The sequence below is a fragment of the Mesorhizobium erdmanii USDA 3471 genome (assembly GCF_000472705.1).
In the GTDB taxonomy this organism is placed as follows: Bacteria; Pseudomonadota; Alphaproteobacteria; order Rhizobiales; family Rhizobiaceae; genus Mesorhizobium; species Mesorhizobium erdmanii.
On the sequence record NZ_AXAE01000018.1, the window covers coordinates 82287 to 99502 of the forward strand.

The following is a 17216-nucleotide window of genomic DNA, read 5'->3' on the forward strand; positions in this document are numbered from 1 at the left end:
CCATCGGTTGAAGCCTGTCAGGCTAGGCTGACGGCTCTGGCCAGCGCTGCACGGGTCTCTCGGATCGAGTCCAACCAGTCCGGATCCATCTGCGGAACCGAGGTTAGCAGGAGTTGCGTGTAAGGATGATGTGGAGGGGCGAAGAACTCGTCCTTCGGGCCTTGCTCAACGATGCGCCCTTGATTCATCACAACGACTTCGTCTGCGATAGCTCTAACGGTCTGCAAGTCGTGCGTGATGAACAAATATGAAACCCGCAGATTCTTTTGCAGGTCCATCAGCAGCCTAAGGATGCCCTGCGCCACCGATTGATCGAGGGCCGATGTCACCTCGTCACAAATGATCAGATCGGCCTTCGCGGCTAACGCTCGCGCGATGCACAAGCGCTGTTTCTGGCCACCTGAAAGCTCTTCAGGAAAGCGATCCAGAAAAGTGGGATCGAGCTCGATCTGCTCAAGCAGCTCAATGATGCGTGCTGTTCGAAGGCGCCCCATGAGCCCGTGGTAGAAGCTCAATGGCCGCCCAAGTACCTCCCGCACCCGGTGGCGCGGATTCAACGATGTGTCGGGCATTTGGTGAACTAGCTGGATGCGCCGCCGTAAATCCAGGCTGCGGCGTCTGAGCGAGGAATCAATCGCTCTGCCATCGAACATAAGGGTACCTTTGCTGCACGGCAGCAGGCCGGTGACGACGCGGGCGAGCGTTGATTTTCCTGAGCCTGATTCACCCACCACCGCTACTGTGGTGCCCTCCCCTACGGAGAGGCTGACGTCATGGAGGACCTTTATCGAGCCGTAGGCGGCATCGACGGAGGAGACCGTTAGGATGTTTCGACTTGCGGTCGTTGTGTCGCGTTTTGGAGGATCACGCCTCAGTAGCTGGCGGGTATAGTCGGCCGAAGGCTGTTCCAAGATCTGCCGGGTATTGCCTTCTTCGACCAGATCGCCGTGCCGGAGCACCATGATGCGATCGGCGAGTTGGGCGACGACCGCCAGATCATGGGTGATATAGATCGCCGCGGTGTGGAAGTCGCGGACAACATCCTTGATCGCTGCCAGCACCTCGATTTGGGTGGTTACGTCAAGGGCGGTCGTGGGCTCGTCGAAGACGATGATATCCGGCTTGCAAGCCAACGCCATCGCCACCATCGCCCTTTGCAACTGGCCGCCGGAAACCTGGTGCGGGAAGCGCTCGCCGAAGGACTCCGGATTAGGCAGATGCAGCTTTCGATAAAGTTCTACTGCCTGAGCGCGCGCGGACGCAGCATCGCGAATACCATGAACGACGGCAACTTCGGTGTATTGATCGATAAGCCTGTGCGCTGGATTGAAGGCAGCTGCCGCCGACTGAGCGACGTAAGCGATCCTTACGCCTCGTAGCCGGCGCAATTCTGCCTCGGAAAGTTCGCTTAAATCTTCGCCGGCGAAAAGGATGGTCCCATCCGTGATCCGGCAACCGGGTTTAACATACCCGAGCGCTGCAAGCCCTATCGTCGACTTGCCGGCACCGGATTCGCCGATGAGACCAAGTATCTCACCGCGTCGCAGCGTGAGATCAATCCCTTTGACGATCTCGGCCCAACCGGCTTTGCTTTTGGCACGGATTCGGAGGCCTTTCACGTCCAGTATGACGTCGCCTTTGGTGCCGCGGACGCTATCAAGTTTCGTCATCTAAACCGCTCGTCTCGCGCAGAAACCAATCCACTAGAAAATTTACCCCGACCGTCAGAAGGGCAATGGCGGCGGCGGGCAACAGTGGGGTGATATCACCGTAGGTGATAAGAATTGCGTTGTCCCTCACCATGGAGCCCCAGTCCGCTGTGGGCGGCTGCAGGCCGATGCCCAAAAACGAAAGGGAGCTGATCAGGAGAAAAACGAAGCAAAAACGCAAACCGAACTCGGCCACGAGCGGAGGCAAAATGTTCGGCAACACCTCTCGCGAGAGTATCCAGATCAGCCCCTCACCGCGCAGGCGCGCCACCTCCACATAATCCATCACCGCGATGTTCATTCCCGCCGCGCGCGCCAGGCGAAAGACGCGCGTCGCGTCGAGCACGGCAATAATCGAAACCAACGAAGTGACCGACGCACCAAAAATCGTAAGCAGCAGCAAGGCGAAAATCAGCTGCGGGACTGCCATCAGGATATCTATCAGTCGCGCCAGGGCCTGGTCGACCCAACCACCGACGACAGCCGCAACAAGCCCCGCGCTGCCGCCAATAAGAAAGGCAAGCGATGTCGTTAGAAACGCGATGCCGACGGTGTTTCGTGCGCCGTATATTAATCGCGACAGGGTATCCCGACCAAGATTGTCGGTGCCCAGTAGATGCTGGGCGGTCCACGGATCAAACTGTGAACCAACCACCTGGCCTTCCCCGTATGGGGCGATCAAGGAAGCAAATAGCGCAACCAGGACATAGATGGCCACGATGACAAGACCGAACCAGGCACTTACAGGCGCCCGGCGAAGGCCTTCGAGCAATGCCCTAAAGCGGCCGGGATCCTGGCGATGAGGCCGGTCGGCCGGGGCTATGTTCAGCGGGGGGGAATGATCAGCGGGAGTACTCATTTGGGGTACATAAGCCTCGGATTGGTCGCAATCGCCAACACGTCGGCGAACATGTTCAGCAAAACGTAAGTGGCTGCAAAGATTAGGCTGCAGGCTTGAACCACCGTAATATCGCGACGCTGAACCGAGTCGATCATCAGCTGCCCGAGTCCTGGATAGACGAATACAACTTCGACCACGACAACGCCTACAATGAGGTAGGCGAGATCGATCACCACGACGTTGATAATCGGTGCCAGGGCATTGGGTAGCGCATGCCACACAATGATCCGCCGCTGGCCAATGCCTTTCAGCTTTGCCATCTCTATAAACGGGCTGCCCAGAACGCTGATAATTGCCGCACGTGTCATGCGCATCATATGCGCGGTGACGACCAGAGTGAGCGTCAGTGCCGGCAACGTCACCAAGTAGAGGGAATGCGCAAAGCTGTCGCCTTCTCTCATCGTCGACAGGCTGGGAAACCAGCCTGCCTGGACGGAGAAGAACATGATCAGGATGTAGGCGACGAAGAACTCAGGAAATGAGATCCATGTGAGTGTGACCGCGTTCGTGAACCGGTCGAAAACCGACCCGCGATAAAGCGCCGTGAGCAACCCCAAGAGCAGGGACACCGGTACAGAGAAGCAGGCCGCAACGCCTGCCAGGAACAAGGTATTGCCCAGCCGCTCACCTATCAACTGTGAGACTGCACGCCCGTTTGCGAGAGAGTGTCCGAGATCCCCGGTAAGCAATCCACCGAGCCAGTGCACATATCTGATGTGAAGGGGCAGATCGAGCCCCAGTTCGTGTCGAAAGGCCGCGACCGTTTCAGGGAGGGCTGACTGGCCCAGGATTTCGGTCGCCACATCTCCGGGAAGCAGGGACACCCCGAGGAAGATAAAAAGCGACACCACCCATAGGACAAAAACCCCTAGCGCGAGGCGCTTGATGATCAGCTTTGGAATGTTTCCCAATGGCCCCTCCGCCAAACGATCATGGCACAAATGTTTTTGTATGGACAGCCTAATAAAACAATCGTACCTTCGTCAACCAGCGGATGGTCGGACAAAGCGAATAAGTCGGGAAGGACCTCCGTTGGCATGCTCATCAAAGCGCTGCTGTTCTTCGCCCCACAACAGCGGTGAACCAGGGTGGGGTATAAATGGGAGAATTTCCATGAATGGTCACCTGTCATGGCGCCCAACGCGGCGAACCTTGCTCGTCGCCGGCGCCGCGGCGATTGCAGGCGCCAGCTTGCGCGGCGGCCCGGCTTTGGCCTCGACCCCTAAGCGAGGAGGAACCTTACGCATAGGCTATTCCCAGGGCGCAACCGCCGACAGCCTCGATCCCATGTCCTACTTTTCCGATCCTAATTATGCCAGTGGATGGCTCTTCGGAAACAATCTAGTCGAGCTCGCGCCGGACAAGAGCCCAGTTCCGGAGTTAGCTGAGAGCTGGGAGGCCAGCAAAGATGCCAAGACGTGGACGTTCAAGCTGCGCAAGGGTGTGGAATTCACGAACGGCAAGAAGCTGACTTCAGCCGATGTGGTCTACTCCCTGAAAAGGCATATCGCAGCGGACTCCAAGTCGGCGGCGAAGGGCCTCCTTGAGGATTTTGCGGACATTCGCGCCGACGGGCCCAACGTCATTGTCATTGAACACAAAACCGGCGACGTTGACGTTCCGGTTATTCTCGGCGATTTCCACCTTCAGATCGTGCCCGAGGGCTTTAAAGACTGGACCACGTTTATTGGGACGGGACCCTATATCCTCGATAAATTCCAGCCGGGTGTGACGCTTAGTGCGCATCGCAATCCGAACTACTGGAAAGCCGATCGCGCCTGGTTCGACGGGGTGGAATTCACTTATATCAATGACGCTACAGCTCGAGCCAATGCCCTAACCACAGGCGCTGTAGACGCGGTTGACCGTATCGAGCCGAAGATCGTGCAGTTGGTAAAGCGAAACCAGCAGCTAAAAATCGTGGAGACGGTCGGCGGCGCGTACGTCGGTAGCGCCATGGACATCAGCAACAAGCCGTATACGGACAACAATGTCCGCGAGGCAGTCAAATACGCAATTGACCGCGAAAAGCTGGTTGCCAGCATCTTCTCGGGGTTTGCCGAAGTCGGCAATGACCAGCCGATCGCGAGCAACGACCCGTTTTTCAACAAGTCCTTGCCGCAACGCAAGTACGATCCAGACAAGGCGAAGTGGCATTTGAAGCAGGCCGGGCTTACGTCGCTCGATGTGGAACTTAGTGCCGCCGACGCCGCCTTTGGGGGCGCCGTCGATTCAGCCGTCCTGATGGCCGAGCAAGCGCGAGCCGCCGGAATCAATCTCGCCGTCAAGCGAGAACCAGACGATGGATATTGGTCCAACATCTGGATGAAACGACCGTATTTCACGACCTATTGGGGTACACGGCCCACGCCCGGAATGATGTTCTCGCTTGCGTTCAAGTGCAATGCTCCCTGGAATGAAACGAGGTGGTGCAACGACCGCTTCAGCCAAATGCTGCAAAGCGCCCGCACGGAACTCGACGTGGACAAGCGTCGGTCGATGTATCAGGAAATGCAGGCGATCTGCAGCCAGGACGGCGGCAATTGCATCTTCGCGTTCCCTGCTACGTTGGACGGCTACAGCACGAAGGTCGATGGCGTCGGTCCTGATCTCGTTCGCTCAATGGCGGGCGCGCGTTTGGCCGAGCGCGCTTGGTTCACGGAGTAGAAAAGCGCAGCATAAGATCACCCCGGGGACTGTATTCTTCGGGGTGACACGTCTTTCCACCGCACCCTCCTTCGGGTGCACTTTGTATTTACCACAGCATTGAACCAATTAGTTCAATGTGCTTAGACATGGGCAAGGACCAGCATGAAAATAACCCGGATCGTGGTTTGGGAAGTTGCCCTGACCAGCCATGTAGCTTATCACATGGCCGGCGGAAAGACTTGCGATACTGTGACATCGGTATTGGTTCGCGTTGATACCGATGAAGACATCTCGGGGTGGGGCGAGGTGTGCCCGATCCCCCACTATCTACCCGCATATGCGGAAGGCGTCCGCCCCGCGCTCGAATACATGGCGCCTGTTATCATCGGGGCCGACCCAGTCGGACCTGAAGCTTTGATGAGCAAGCTCGACGCATGGCTGCAGGGACACGTTTACGCGAAATCCGCGCTAGACCTGGCCCTTTGGGACATCACAGGCAAAGCTGCGAAATTGCCCCTCTACGCCCTCCTCGGGGGACGGCAGGCGCTAAGCATGCCACTATATCATTCAATTACGTGTATTGCACCGGACGAAATGGCGCGCATCGCGCGGGAGGCATTCACTGAAGGGATGCGGCAGTTCCAGGTCAAGCTGGGTACCGACAACAATTGGGAAACCGATGTAGCGCGGCTTCGTCAAGTGCGCGAGGCGGTTGGCCCTGGTCCTCTCGTCTACGGAGACTGGAATTGCGGTGCGACCCGACTAGACGCGACCCGCGTCGGCAAAGCCGTCGCGTCACTCGACATCATGCTGGAACAGCCTTGCGCGACCTTGGAAGAGTGCGCGGCAGTCCGGGCAGCGACCGGCCTCCTCATGAAAATCGATGAAAACGGCTATGACACCGGCTCCTTGCTACATGCCTACAATCTCGGCTGCATGGATGCCGTAGCTTTGAAGCTTTCCAAATCAGGTGGACTGAGCCCGCTTCGTCGTCTTCGCGATCTGTGCTTGCACCTCGGCGCCAAGATGTGCATCGAGGATACGTGGGGATCTGACGTCACCACTGGCGCTTTACTCCACTTGGCCGCCGCCACCCCTGTCAGCCGGCTTTTGAACACCTGCGACCTGTCCGGGTATGTCGCGCCGCGTCTGGACCCCGGCGCGCCCTCGCGCTGGGGCGGTGAGATCTCGCCGCCTGACGGACCGGGGATCGGCGTCAATCCTGACCCTGACGTGCTTGGTCAAGCGAGTGCAATCATTGACTAGGCCAACACAACGGAGCCCTACCATCAATGAAGATCACTTCCGTCGATATCTATCGCAAGAACCTCACCTACATCGGCGGCGTGTACAAATGGGGCCGAGGCAATGCAATCGCGACCGCTCGATCGACGGTCGTGGTTATCGGCACCGATGCCGGCCTCACAGGTGCGGGTGAATTCTGCCCCTGCGGGGAAAACTATATGGAAGCCCATGGCGAAGGGGCTGAAGCGGCTGCGAGACTGCTCGCGCCCGCTATTATGGGACATGATCCGCGGCAGGTCGGGGTGATTGAAAGGATCATGGACAACACGATACGCGGTCATGGATATGCCAAGGCCCCATTCGACGCAGCCTGTTGGGACCTTCTCGGCAAGACGGTCGAACAGCCTGTCTGGATGCTGCTTGGGGGACGGCATACGCATGGCGCTCCGCTCTATAAGGTCGCGCCCCAAAAAGCTCCGGAGGAGATGGTCTATGAGATGAACAGCCTTCGTCAGCAGGGCTATCGGCAGTTTCAAATTAAGGTCGGCGCTAACTGGATAGACGATATAGAACGCATTCGCGCAACCGTGCCAAATCTGCTTCAGGGCGAAAAGGCCTTTGCCGATGCAAACCAAGGATGGCGTGTCGACGAAGCCCTCAGTGTGGGTAAGGCCACCCGTGATCTTGACTATATCATGGAGCAGCCCTGCCAGAGCTATGACGAGTGCATGCAGGTGAGGCGCAAGGTCGATCTGCCGATGAAGCTCGATGAATGCATTGATAGCTTCGATATGGTGAGGCGCGTAATTGCTGATCGCTCTGCGGAAGTCGTTTGTCTAAAGATCTCGAAGCAAGGAGGTCTATCCAAGGCGCGCCGCATGCGGGATATGCTTATCGATAATCGCATCCCCGTTGTTTCCGAAGACAGCTGGGGCGGCGAAATCACCACGGCAGCAGTAGCGCATTTTGCCGCCTCCACCCCCAGTGAGTTCCTGATCAATACGACGGATCTGCATAACTATAATAACGAGCGCACCGGCATCCCTGGTCCATTCACCAGCGAAGGGAAGATGTTTGCATCCGATGCGCCTGGGCTGGGGGTTGAGCCCGACTTCGAGAGCTTGGGCGCGCCGGTCGCGTCTTACCACTAGCCCCGTTCATGCCCAGTTTGGCCTTAGCCTACGGTTTCGAGCAGCTCTCGCTCGGCCCCGTATTCATCGGCCACGGCACAGCGAAATGGAGGAAACCGCGTCCTGTCAGTCGCTCACTGAACGGATAGAAGCTAGGCCCAATTCCACTGTGCCGTCCGGAATTATCTGTCTCTCTCCGGAATTAAGCCAAGGTTAGAAGATCGTGTCGGTATTGCGCGCGCCCGGTCAAACCGGGTCGATTTGCGGCGTGGCCGACGTGTCTCACGCTAGTGCAGGCGGCGTCGCACGCTGTTCCCGATTGTCGCCCGAATATCTGCTTACTGGCGACAGTGAAAGCGCAGAGCTGGACCTTGGTCGAAAGGGCTGCTCCGGTTTACCAATCCTGTCGTCTTGAGGTTGACCAATCCGTTGTCGACCGTGAGCGGGTTTACCAATAAGGGCGGCTATATTCTACGCAAATCCAATCACTTAATGCCAATCCATAATTAACTGTCATTGAGGCCATTGGTAAACCCGATCTTTGGATCGGAAACCCCTACCCTCAGCCAGAAAACACTCCTGTTTTCAATCGCATAGGCCACCCACAAGCGACCCATAATTCCGGACTGGTAAACCCCGTGAAATGCCAAATAATTCCGGACGTCACACTGGTTGCCCGCGTTGCCGCCCTTACCCTGAATGACGCGCACCTCCAGCGAGTGCCCTCGCCAGTTGCCACGCAGGCAGGCCTTCCAAATTGCCTGTCGAGAGATTCCTGCCAACTTGGCGAGCAGGTTGAGTGGCACGAACTCTTTCCTCGACATCGTGCGCTATTCCCTGGCGGCAGAACAGAACCACCGAGTAACAGCTGGAGTTATATCTGTCGTGACAATCACACCTTGCATCGCCACGCAGCCTGCGAAGGCGCGCCTGAAGGCGCACAGTTGGACCTTGGTCGAAAGGGCTGCTTCGGTTTACCAATCCTGTCGTTTCGGGTTGACCAATCCGTGGTCGACCGTGAGCGGGTTTACCAATAAGGGCGGCTATATTCTACGCAAATCCAATAACTTAATGCCAATCCAGAATTAACTGTCATTGAGGCCATTGGTAAACTCGATCTTTGGATCGGAAACTCCTACCCTCAGCCAGAAAACACTCCTGTTTTCAATCGCATAGGCCACCCACAAGCGACCCACAATTCCGGACTGGTAAACCCCGTGAAACGCCAAATAATTCCGGACGTCACACCGTTGCCGACCGTAAGCAGGTTGACCAATAGAGGCGCTTAACTTCCACGCTGATTCAACCACTTAACGCCAATCCAGAATTAGCTGTGATTGTGGCCATTGGTAAACCCGGTCTTTGGATCGGGAGCCCCTCTCCTCGACCTGAAAATCCTCTTGTTTTCAATCGTATAGGCTGAACACCTGCGGCCCATAATTCCGGACTGGTAAACCCCATCAAATGCCAAATAATTCCGGACATCACACCGGTTCCAGACTGCCCTTTTATGCGACTTTCGAAGCACAGATCGTGAACTTGTGGCTATAGTCCGCTGTGTGCGAACGCGGCCGCCTCCCAAGCTTTGTGAGTCGTTGCTTTCCGAGAAGATCGAATAAGTCCTGCGCCGAAGCCCCGAATTTGGTCAGATTGCGACGCGCGTTTCCAAACGGTTCAATGACCAGTTCGGGAGGCTCGTCTAGATATCGGCGAGAAAGACGTCCGACACATTCCGGGTCAGGATAACGGCAGCTGCTTTCTCCAACCGCCGGATAATGACGGATTTTCCATCTCAAGAGATCTTACAGAAGAAGCACACCAATCTCCACCAAACTCTTTGACGCAATTCAAGTGTAACTTGGTTTGAAGCTGTGCCATAGTCTGCATTGTTCTCGCTTAGCATGCCGAAGCGCAGGTATCAGCAGAAGCGGTTTAAAGCGATTTGTATAGGAACATGCTTGGGCGGCTTCGAACGAGACGATGGTTACCGCATGGGAGGGACAAATGGCACTCGAATCTGATTTGGCGGTGTTCGGTGTAGGCGTCGCGGGTGGCGCCGCGAATGAACTTCTGCATTGGTGGGGATTGCGAGAGAATCCGAATCTCCCGGAATATGTCAAAAGGATTTTCTACTGGGTGGTGACGCTTGGCATGATCCTTTTAGGTGGCGGGTTGGCATGGTTGCAGCTCGGCAGTCAGGCCGATGCGCTGATCGCATTTCAGATCGGACTGGCCGCTCCCATGCTTTTGCAGAAGCTTATGAAGGCCGCCCCTGAGCCCGGCGGAGGCATGGGCGCAAAACCGGCCTCGGTGCGCGACTTTCTGCGAGGATGAAAGCTCAGCGTACGCTGACGATCTGTATTGGGATCTCGGCCTACCCGACAAATATTCTCCAGCCGGGCGAGGCACCGTTGCGCTTTTTGGCAAAGAGCGCTTGCGACCTCAGCGCGCTGTTTCAACGAATTTGGCCCGGTCCTGAATGCAAGCATCATATTATTATTGATGAAGCCGCCTCCCTCGCCAGATTTGAAGAGATGTTGGCGTCGGAAACGGGAGAGTACGACCTTCTTGTCCTGTATCTTGGCGGGCACGGTCGCATAGGGGTCGGCAACGAGTTTCAGTTCCTTCTCCATGAACAGCTGCCTGAGAAGGCGGCGGTTAGCGCTCATAACATCGATTTGGTTCTTGCCCGATCGAAGGCCGCCAATGTCGTCTTGCTTCTCGACGCCTGCTACGCCGGCGCCTATGGCGACAATGAAACGTTTTTCAGCACGACGAGCAGTCCAGCTTCGCGCCTTTGTCTCGCGTCCTCCCGATCAGACCAGAAGAGTTGGGAGGACCCCTATTTTAAACGGTCATTATTCGCAGATGCCGTTGCTCGAGCGTTGACCCGCACGCCCTCCCAACTTGGTGGGGAGAAGCGGGTAGCTGGCGATTTTTTCGATGACGTTGCGAGTGATGTCACGCGCCACGCCTTTGCGCTCAAGCGAAGCGAAGCTCAGGAACCTTTTCTGATCGGCCCTCGTGATGATCCACTTTCGCTACCGACCGTAGCGCCGGAAGCCCAGGCAATAAGATCGATCACGACCTTTCAGGTCCTCTTGCGGCGAAGCAGACAGATCATCGCCGGACTAGCGCTTCTGCTGGTTTCGGGGGCTTGCCTTACGTCATACGCAACATGGCGACCGGCGCTCAACGGAACCGGTCACATTGAGATTCGGCCAGGCCCAAAATGGCTGTCACCGTTCAATATCGGTTTTTGGCAACGGCGCGTTGAGACAGATGTCGAGGTATCTGATCTGAGGGATGCTGTTGTCCATGAAGAACTGCTGAACGAACAGGGGCTGCATGCCTGGCCCGGTTTGAACCGGGCCGGCGTGCGACGCTGGGCGGATGCTTTCCTCGACGCCTACCTCAACGCGGATGCTGCAGCTCAGTGGCGTGTCCGCCTAGGTTATCCGGATGCTGTCGAACGCCTCAGCACAACGTCGACTCGGATCGTGCCTATCCGAACGGTTGCGACAGACTCGGCCACGGAGTTGGCCGCCGAGGCCAAGCTACTGCAGCCCGCCACGACCCTTGATGACGTCTGGAAAATCCAATGGCGGAGCAATGTGACAGAGGCGAGCTGCAATGACGATCCGATCTCGCAGGAACAGTCGGATGAGCTTGATTTTTATCTTCGACTATCAGAACCGGAGGCGTACGCCGCTTGGTTGCGAGGCCTGGCCCTGGCCGCGCGTGCCGACGGGGCAGTCGGCTATGAAGAGGTGGCAAAGATCGCCGAAATGTTCACCGAAGCAAACCGCGTATGGCGCGATGAATATACTGCGATCATCTCGGCCCCTGACGAACCCATCACAGCTGCCAGGATCGCAGCGCGCTTCACGGAAAGACCAACGCTCTCGGAGGTGAATGCCCTGGCGGATGTAGCCGCCGCGATCGCGGCGAGACGAAGCGATAGCGCACTTGAGCCGGTAACCGCTGGCGAGCGAGCACGGCTCGTGGGCCTTATGGCAGGCTGCGCCGACGTGGCGGCACATGTTCTGGCAGCGCTGGGCAAGAACGGGAATCCCGAGCGCGTTCTATCTTGGGCCAATGGGCGCGCAACGTCCGATCAAGGGCGCATCGCATTGCGTATCCTCGCGGCGCATGGCGCGCTGCCCGACAATGTCATTGTCTGGGTATTGGACATGCTGGGCTTTGCAGGCGACGCGTCTGACCGCAAGCGCGCCTTTGTCAATGGTCGTGAATGGTTACGGTCGGTAGCAGACCTACGGCACTTGCCGGACGAGCTCGTGTATCGGCTGATGGACTATGCCACCGAGCGTGCCGCCCGTGGCGATAGTAAGGGAAGTGAGCAGGCAATCGACATCATAGCTCGCACGCCCGCAGGAGCGGCTACCACTTTAGATCCCCGCTACCGAGCATTGCTGGATGTATCCGCCTATGTCTTGCCGCCGAGTGAGACCGAGGTGGAGCTTGCGGGTCTGCTTGCACGCTCCGGTACAACCCTTTCGCCGGCTCAACGCGACGCTTTGATGAGCGTCATCGAAAGCTCGGACGCTGAGCCACGGCCAGTGGTCTTCACCAACGAGGACAAGGGCGAGCGCGGAGAAGCGATTGAACTTGTCGCGGGGTTGCGGTTCGCTCATCTGTTGGCCTTCTCCCGGTTTGTCCTCGGGTCCAGTGTAGCAGGCGGCCCTGCCAAAGATCCTCGTTCATTTCTTTTCTTGCAACGCGCGTTGGCGGACGGTCTGCGGTTCGGAGTTCGACCCAACACGCTCACAGAAGTGGCCGAAGCGGCGGCCGTCGCGCTTGCAAACCAATCAAACCCGGAACTAGACGCGACAATGTTGCGCGACCAGTTGCGCGTTGCTCCAGACGCCGCGGCCCGCCTTGCGGGAGTTCAAATTGTCGACGCCGCAATTGCGAGAATGCCGCCGGCTCGCCGAAACGAAACGCTTGGAGGGCTCAGGACATACTGGCGCACTGAGCGGGAGCCTGAGATAAAACTCGCTCTGGCGGCGGCGATTGTTCGCGCCCTGGCGGAACCGACGTTGGCCAGAAGCGACGCGGCGTCGTCACTCTCGAAATGGCGAATTTTCACCCTTGGGCTGACGCTCAAACTCGCGCGAGCTGAATACTAGCAACAGAATATTTCGTGAAGCGATGTCGTAATGTAGAAATACGCTGCGAGTAAGAGACTTCAGGCCAATCACTGCACCACTCCAAATATGGTCACACCATGAAAGAGCTCGGCAAGACGCTCGTTGAAGTGAATGCCCGAAATCTTGGTGCACCCTATGCACGCGACCAGGATCTGGTGAAGAAACTCGCCGCCGAACAGCAGGCTGTCCGCCATCAGTGTCGCATTGAGGACCGTGTCGCGAATACCGTGACCCTGAACGATATCGTCGCCCTGCCCGAAGCCACCCATCCCCGCCCGGATTTCGACCGCCGCTTCCGCCCTATGGCACTGCCCCGGACGCCGGATGCGCTTGGACCGACCCTGGTTATCGACGGGCCGACGACACGCCCGGCGGAACTGGACGTTGCACGTATTCGGGAAGAGTCGATAGCGTTGCGGCACGGCCGCCCGGTGCTTGCGATCAAAGATGGCGACACTGTTCTGGAATTCGCGCAATCCGCTTCCACCGCATGGCGCGAGAAACTCGTGGCCGCATCGCCGCAGCTTCGCCGGACAATCCCTTCGGTCGGACGCGTCGAACTGACGAACTACGTCGCGGCGCCTTCCGTCGGAACAGCATGGATGATTGCGGCCGAAGTCGCAGTGACCAACCGGCACGTGGCCGAATACTTCGTGCAGCGATCGGTCGGCGGTCTGCGCTTCCTGCTGGGCGACGATCGGCGCATTCCGATCGGGGTTGACGTCGACTTCGCCGAGGAATTTGGCTCAGACGTGGAACGCGAATTCGACGTCGCGGAAGTAGTCTATCTGGCGCCGATGAACCTCCCGGACATCGCGTTGCTGCGGATCAAGGGCAAGTCGGGATTGACTGTGCCGCCTCCGCTGACACTTTCGAAGACGTCGAGCGTCGGAAAAACGGTGGCCGTCATCGGTTATCCGCACCGGGACCCGTTCTTGCCTGAGCAGACGTTGATGGATGAGATCTTCTTCAACGGCTATGAGCGCAAGCAAATCGCGCCCGGCTTTGTCATGAACGAACTGACGGCAGATATCGAGCACGACTGCTCGACACTGACGGGCAACTCGGGTTCGCCCGTCGTCGATCTGGAAAGCGGAGAGGTCGTGGGGCATCACCGGGCGGGAATATTCCTGTCACGCAACTTCGCGGTGACGCCTGCGGGCATAGCCCAGGCCGTCGATCTTGCGCGGCGACCGCCGATCATCGGGGTCGAAGCAAGGCCGCCGGCTCAGGAACCGGACGTTGCAACCATGGGAGGGGCCGTAATGGCAAACAACGAGGTCAAGATTACGATCCCTTTGACAATCACCGTGTCGCTCGGCGAACCGGGCGGGGCAACGGCCGCCGCCGCGGCTGCAACCGTAGGACCGGTTGAGCCGAAGATGACACCGCTCCTCACTGGACTGACGTGGGATCAGATCGAGGCGGCCATCCCAGCAATCCGCACTGCGCTTGGCAACCGGCGCGACGTCATCGCCGTGAAGCCTGGTTACCGCGTGACCAGAGGCATGATGACCAAGGAACCGGTCGTCGTTGTTTCCGTCAGGCAACGCTACGAACCGGACGAACTCACCTCGATGGGTCTGTTGCCGCTACCAGCCTCGATTGGCGGCTATCCCATCGACGTGGCGGTCGCTACGCTCTCTGAGAGTCTGGGTCTGGACCTGGAAGCGGCGTCCGAGGCTCCCTGGCAGTCTGCGTACAAGAAGCGCAAGCTGAAGGCCGTCAAGGACGACATGTCGATCACGCTGTGCGCGAGCCCCGATATGGGCTGGCCCGAACTGAAATCCTTCCTCAAGAAGGTGGATCGGACGCTGACGGTTGCCATGTACGATTTCGGCGCACCGCATGTCATCGAGGGTGTCCGTGGCAGTCTAACGGGGCCAGGCGCGACCATGACGCTCGTGCTGCAGGAAGGCGAGTCGCTCAAGAAGACGGGCGCGAAGAAGAACGACCTGAAGGACGCCGAGGTTGTCGACCTGCTTGCGACAGATCTCTCGGACCGGTTCGCGTTTTCCCTTGCCTCGGTCTATCGGCCGGTTGGCTACAAGAGCAACGCCTTCGGACTTTTTGAAAGCAGCTACCACATCAAGGTTGCGGTTCGAGACAACGCCGCGTTCTGGTTGTCGTCGGGCAATTGGCAATCGTCCAATCAGGCGCCGGTCGGTGAAGGTGACGACCTCGGCACGCCCACCGGAATGTGGAACGACTACAATCGCGAGTGGCATGCGATCGTTGATCATCCCGGTTTAGCCAAGACGTTCCGAGAGCACATCGAGCAAGATCTGATCGAAGCGCGCGAAACCGCGCGGCCGGAGGCTCCCGCCATCGAGCGATATGTTTGGGTTCCCATCGACTATCTGGAGCCCGATGCCGCTCTGATAGAAACGCCATACGTTTTGCGCAAATCGCTCACCATCACCGGCAAGATCAAGGTTCATCCGCTGCTCACGCCAGACAATTATTCCGAAGTCGTGCTCGATCTGCTGGATCGCGCGCAACGGCGCATCCTGTTCCAAAACCAGACGTTCAAGCCGTCCGGTGACGGGAGCGATCGCCCGGGCTTCCGCGAACTGATTGAGGTCATGCTGCGCAAGCATAACGATCCAACGATCGAGGATTTCAGGATCATCATGCGAAACGGCTTCGACACGGATCGCCAGGTCGCGACCAACATTCAGCGTCGCGGTTTTGATCTCGAACGCGTGCGCGTCAATGGCCACTGCCACACCAAAGGCATCTTGATCGACGACGAGATTGTCGTCATCGGAAGCCACAACTGGTCCAGCCAAGGTGTGACGACCAATCGTGATGCAAGTCTGGTCCTCCACGACGCGCGCGCGGTACGATATTTCGAGGACCTGTTCCAAGCGGATTGGCTGCGATCCAAGCCGCCGGAAATCGACGAGAACGCGCCCCCTGTCGCCCTGGTCGAGCCGGGAGACGAGAGCGTCAGACCGCGTATGGTCAAGATACCGCTGGCGGCATGGCTGGCAGAGCAGGAGAGCTAACGCTTCGAAACGGATTTCGTGCACATTCACGTTGCCGAAAAATCCAGAATGACTTGCATGACATGGCAGCCCACGAACGTCGAAAGCCGTGTGGCTTCTTTGGACCTACTTCGAAGCCCTGACTTGTCGAAAGTGGAGCACTAGCCCAGTTCCGATGGGAAGATTGCGTCGGCAGATCCTTTGAGGAACTGTCCTGTTGAGGGCAGAAGCAACAGCGCCAAGCGAGTGGGCGTATCCAACTTCATCGCCTTGCCCAGCATCGCTGCCCGTTCCTGGATCTTAATCGGAGTCGGGGGGATCATGTCCTCCAGCAGTTTCATGACGACCTGATCGAGGAACCCGAAAGTTATTCCATCGGTGAGCACATGCGCTTCGATGGCAGCCATGATCTCCCTATTGAAGCCGGCCAAGTCGCAGGCTCGAATACCAACCTCGGTGAGCGTAATAAGTCCACCCGGCTGAACGACGAAACGAGCTTTGCGTAAAAATTCCAAGTACTCGCTCAAACGCTCTGAAGACACGTACCTGGAAGTGCCGCCCTTCTCTTTCTGCAGGAGGAAGATCGGATCGGACCTGACCGCCGCCCTCAGCTTGTCTACCGAGAGGGGCCCTGTCTGGATAATGTGGAGCAGCCGGAACACCCGTCCGTAGATACTGCGATCGGAGGCGAAGGGGTTGTAACCGGTTGGAACACGGCGCGGCGCTGACAAAAGGACAGTGTTCCCGTATTCGCCGAATGCACGTGGAATCTGAGGCGAGCCTGTCTGAGATGCGGTGGAAATCATTCGCCCGCGGGCGTTCTCGAAAACCTTATTGTAGGTCATGCCTTCATGTCGACGGTCGAGGCGCTGATCATTTTTTCTGATCGGAGCTTCAAGGGCGCGAAGCACAGCATCAGAAAATGCTGCGTCGAACGCGTAGGCGTCGCCGGTCCCGAACATCGCGAACCAGTCGCCGCTAGCGACGCGGAACTGCTGTTCGGTTCGTCCGGCGTGACATGTATCCAGAATGACGGCGAGCTTCCGAATGCGCTCGCTTGCTATAGTCTCGAGTAACGATCTAAGCTGGATGAACCGGTTGTTTCCGTCCTTATCAACATCGAGGATGAGGCGTATGTCGTCTGCTCCCTCGCTTACGCTGTGCCCGACGAAGTACACCAGCAGCTCGGTCTCGCTAGAAATGCCAGATGCGCTATCAAGCTGCGCGACGATATCAGCACGAGCCGGGTTCTCGAGCGCGACTGGTTTCGCTCCGCGGTCAGCTAATGATCTGAAGCCATACCGATCTTCATCGAAGATCTTTTGCCATCGCGCCAACAACGACAACACTTTCTGCGGGGTGGGAATGGTGCGTCCTGCAGCCTTCCAGCTGCCGATCACAAGCGCCCGACGGTCGACCAT

The 17216-nt window shown here is 57.8% G+C and carries 11 protein-coding genes; 6 read left to right on the forward strand and 5 right to left on the reverse strand.

From position 1 onward, the window contains the following. Window positions 1-17: 17 nt before the first annotated feature. From A3AU_RS0115405 to A3AU_RS0115415, 3 genes are read right to left on the reverse strand one after another with little or no spacing between them, the layout of a single operon-like run. Window positions 18-1670 carry an ABC transporter ATP-binding protein gene (locus A3AU_RS0115405; protein WP_027053639.1) on the reverse strand — a complete coding sequence of 551 codons (1653 nt, stop codon included), beginning with the start codon at window positions 1668-1670 and terminating at the stop codon, window positions 18-20. Beyond that, the gene (locus A3AU_RS0115410; RefSeq protein ID WP_081709556.1) at window positions 1657-2568 is read right to left on the reverse strand and encodes an ABC transporter permease; all 912 of its coding nucleotides are present in this window, start codon (window positions 2566-2568) and stop codon (window positions 1657-1659) included. Before A3AU_RS0115410 ends, A3AU_RS0115405 begins: the two co-directional genes overlap by 14 nt. Beyond that, window positions 2565-3521, reverse strand: coding sequence for an ABC transporter permease (locus tag A3AU_RS0115415; RefSeq protein WP_027053641.1), 957 nt, complete (start codon window positions 3519-3521; stop codon window positions 2565-2567). The genes A3AU_RS0115410 and A3AU_RS0115415 overlap by 4 nt, the downstream gene beginning before the upstream one ends. A gap of 202 nt (window positions 3522-3723) precedes the next feature. Between A3AU_RS0115415 and A3AU_RS0115420 the strand changes: the two genes are divergently transcribed. From A3AU_RS0115420 to A3AU_RS0115430, 3 genes are all read left to right on the forward strand, one after another. Continuing rightward, window positions 3724-5277: an ABC transporter substrate-binding protein gene (locus A3AU_RS0115420; protein ID WP_027053642.1), complete on the forward strand. Its 1554-nt coding sequence runs from the start codon at window positions 3724-3726 to the stop codon at window positions 5275-5277. A gap of 144 nt (window positions 5278-5421) precedes the next feature. After that, window positions 5422-6525 carry a mandelate racemase/muconate lactonizing enzyme family protein gene (locus A3AU_RS0115425; protein WP_027053643.1) on the forward strand — a complete coding sequence of 368 codons (1104 nt, stop codon included), beginning with the start codon at window positions 5422-5424 and terminating at the stop codon, window positions 6523-6525. Window positions 6526-6551: 26 nt separating this feature from the next. Further along, a complete protein-coding gene (locus A3AU_RS0115430) occupies window positions 6552-7655 on the forward strand; it encodes a mandelate racemase/muconate lactonizing enzyme family protein (protein ID WP_027053644.1) in 1104 nt (367 codons plus the stop codon). 485 nt (window positions 7656-8140) lie between these two features. Here A3AU_RS0115430 and A3AU_RS0115435 read toward each other — a convergent pair whose 3' ends face one another. Next, entirely contained in the window at window positions 8141-8440 is a 300-nt protein-coding gene (locus A3AU_RS0115435; RefSeq protein ID WP_154674600.1) for a hypothetical protein, read from the reverse strand. Window positions 8441-9638: 1198 nt separating this feature from the next. Between A3AU_RS0115435 and A3AU_RS0115440 the strand changes: the two genes are divergently transcribed. From A3AU_RS0115440 to A3AU_RS0115450, 3 genes are all read left to right on the forward strand, one after another. After that, a complete protein-coding gene (locus A3AU_RS0115440; RefSeq protein ID WP_027053646.1) occupies window positions 9639-9968 on the forward strand; it encodes a hypothetical protein in 330 nt (109 codons plus the stop codon). Next, window positions 9965-12784: a caspase family protein gene (locus tag A3AU_RS0115445; RefSeq protein WP_027053647.1), complete on the forward strand. Its 2820-nt coding sequence runs from the start codon at window positions 9965-9967 to the stop codon at window positions 12782-12784. Before A3AU_RS0115440 ends, A3AU_RS0115445 begins: the two co-directional genes overlap by 4 nt. Before the next feature lie 98 nt (window positions 12785-12882). Continuing rightward, the gene (locus A3AU_RS0115450; RefSeq protein ID WP_027053648.1) at window positions 12883-15816 is read left to right on the forward strand and encodes a phospholipase D-like domain-containing protein; all 2934 of its coding nucleotides are present in this window, start codon (window positions 12883-12885) and stop codon (window positions 15814-15816) included. 140 nt (window positions 15817-15956) lie between these two features. Here A3AU_RS0115450 and A3AU_RS0115455 read toward each other — a convergent pair whose 3' ends face one another. Beyond that, complete coding sequence (locus A3AU_RS0115455; protein WP_027053649.1) at window positions 15957-17216, reverse strand: caspase family protein; 1260 nt, start codon at window positions 17214-17216, stop codon at window positions 15957-15959.